This window comes from Limosilactobacillus gorillae (assembly GCF_001293735.1).
GTDB lineage: Bacteria > Bacillota > Bacilli > Lactobacillales > Lactobacillaceae > Limosilactobacillus > Limosilactobacillus gorillae.
Genome location: NZ_BCAH01000060.1, coordinates 1 through 2,193, shown reverse-complemented (window position 1 = coordinate 2,193; position 2,193 = coordinate 1). Strand labels below are relative to the sequence as shown.

Below are 2,193 nucleotides of genomic sequence, written 5' to 3'. Positions count from 1 at the left end.
GGATCCGTTTCATCAGCTGCCAGCGGAGAAGGGACGGCTGCCCAAAGTAACTCCGCCGCGTCAATAAACAGTGAGACAACTGAGAACAAGAAAGAGATCAGCTCATCGACTTCGGCAGTCTCCACCAGTTCACCTACCCGGGGATCTTCGGAGTCCCAAGAAAGTTCAAGTACCCCTGAGGAGCCAAAGAAAGCCGTAACGTCGGCTAAGCAGGGGCGTCCGGTTAGTGATGACGTGGTGGACCAGGTTCTGGCCAGCATCCTAAGCCAGCCAGATGGGACAAGCAAGCCTGCCAAGGTGACTACCGCAACCAATCAGAAAAGAAGAGGTAAGGGCGTTGCGCATTCAACTAAACAAAGCCAACTCCCTAAGACGGGGAACCGCTCTGGCTGGGAGCTAATACTTACTGGGATTGCCCTTTCTTATCTGCTTTTGACCATTCACCACCGGGTTTGGCGTACCAAACAGTTCTAAGAAATTTTAATGATCAGCTTGCAATTGATAGATTCTAATGGTAATCTAATCAACATACAAGTAACCTGTCAGGAGGGACCAACTATGATTAAGCAATTATCAAGCATCAACGTTACTACCTCCACCTCAACCACAACAACAATGTTCGTTGGTTGAGGGATTTTGACATGGTTTAAAAACAGTCAAAAATACCAGGTCCGCTCAACCACCAATTTCACTTAGGTGTCTTGAGCGGGCCTGGTTTATTTTTATCTGGAAATGAGGAATGCAGTATGGATAACAAACCACAGCTAGAGCGTTCAATGACGCCAGGTCAGATGGAAATGATTGCCATCGGGGGAACGATTGGCTCCGGGCTCTTCATGGGGGCCACGTCAACCATCAAGTGGACGGGGCCATCCGTTTTACTTGCCTACGCCTTTGTTGGACTAGTCTTATACGGGGTTATGCGGGCACTGGGGGAAATGGTGTACCTAACCCCGGGGACCGGATCGTTTGCCGATTACGGGTCAAAATATATTCACCCCGTTGTTGGGTACCTAGTCAAGTGGAGTAACGTCTTTCAATTCATCATTGTTGGGATCTCTGACATTATTGCAATGTCGCAGTACCTGAACTACTGGTGGCCTGACCTCCCGGACTGGATCTCTGGAATTGTAATGGTGGCGATCTTAACGGCCGCCAACCTAGCCAGTGCCAAAGCGTACGGACGCTTGGAATTCTGGTTTGCCATGATTAAGGTGGTGACGATCATCGTCATGATCATCCTAGGACTCTTGGTAATTGTCCTCGGGCTGGGAAATAACTGGCACCCCGTTGGAATTTCTAACCTCTGGAGCCACGGCGGCTTCTTTACCGGGGGCTGGATGGGCTTCATCTTCTCCCTATCTGTGATCGCTGGGTCCTACCAGGGGATTGAACTGCTAGGGATTACGGCTGGGGAATCATCTTCACCAAAACATGCAATCGTTAAGTCCGTTAAGTCCGTCATCTGGCGGATCCTGATCTTCTACATTGGGGCTATTTTCGTGATTGTTTCGATCTATCCTTGGAACCAACTTAGCTCGGTTGGTTCACCATTTGTTGAGACCTTCACCAAGGTTGGGATTACCGGGGCCGCAGGGATTATCAACTTCGTTGTCTTAACGGCCGCCTTGTCCGGGGCCAACTCCGGGATCTATTCCGCTAGCCGGATGCTGTTCAAGCTTTCCGTCGATGGTGAAGTTTCCAAGGTCTTCTCTAAGTTATCTAAGCGGGTGGTACCAAACGTTGCCATCCTAACGATCTCCGGCTGGATTTTCGTCGGATTCATTGTTAACTTCATTTTATCGGCGGTTTCGGCTAAGACGCAAAACCTGTTCGTGATTGTTTACTCGTCCTCCGTTTTACCGGGGATGGTACCGTGGTTTGTGATCTTGCTATCTGAATTAAACTTCCGTAAGCAGCACCCCGAAGCCTTAGATAATCACCCCTTCAAGATGCCGTTCTTCCCAGCCTATAACTATTTCTCCCTGTTTGCCTTAGTGATAATCTTGATCTTTATGTTCTTCAATCCAGATACGCGTGTTTCCGTTGCCGTTGGGGTTGTCTTCTTAATCCTAATGACGACAATCTACTTTGCAACGGTTCACAAGCGTAAGCAGGCGAATGCTTAACAAAACTAGTGAGGACCTCCATGACTACTAATCATGGAGGTCCTTTTAACATAGAAAAAGCGCC

1 protein-coding gene and 1 pseudogene are annotated in these 2,193 nt (G+C 48.7%); both read left to right on the top strand.

Translation table 11 applies throughout. From position 1 onward, the window contains the following. A pseudogene (locus tag AOQ57_RS08130) lies at positions 1-474 on the top strand (hypothetical protein); the annotation flags it as partial. 272 nt (positions 475-746) lie between these two features. Continuing rightward, the gene (locus AOQ57_RS08125; protein ID WP_093626934.1) at positions 747-2,129 is read left to right on the top strand and encodes an amino acid permease; all 1,383 of its coding nucleotides are present in this window, start codon (positions 747-749) and stop codon (positions 2,127-2,129) included. Positions 2,130-2,193: the final 64 nt, after the last annotated feature.

Coding starts and splice junctions, on each gene's coding strand:
- AOQ57_RS08125 (WP_093626934.1), top strand. CDS start 747: ATGGATAACAAACCACAGCTAGAGCGTTCAATGACGCCAGGTCAGATG.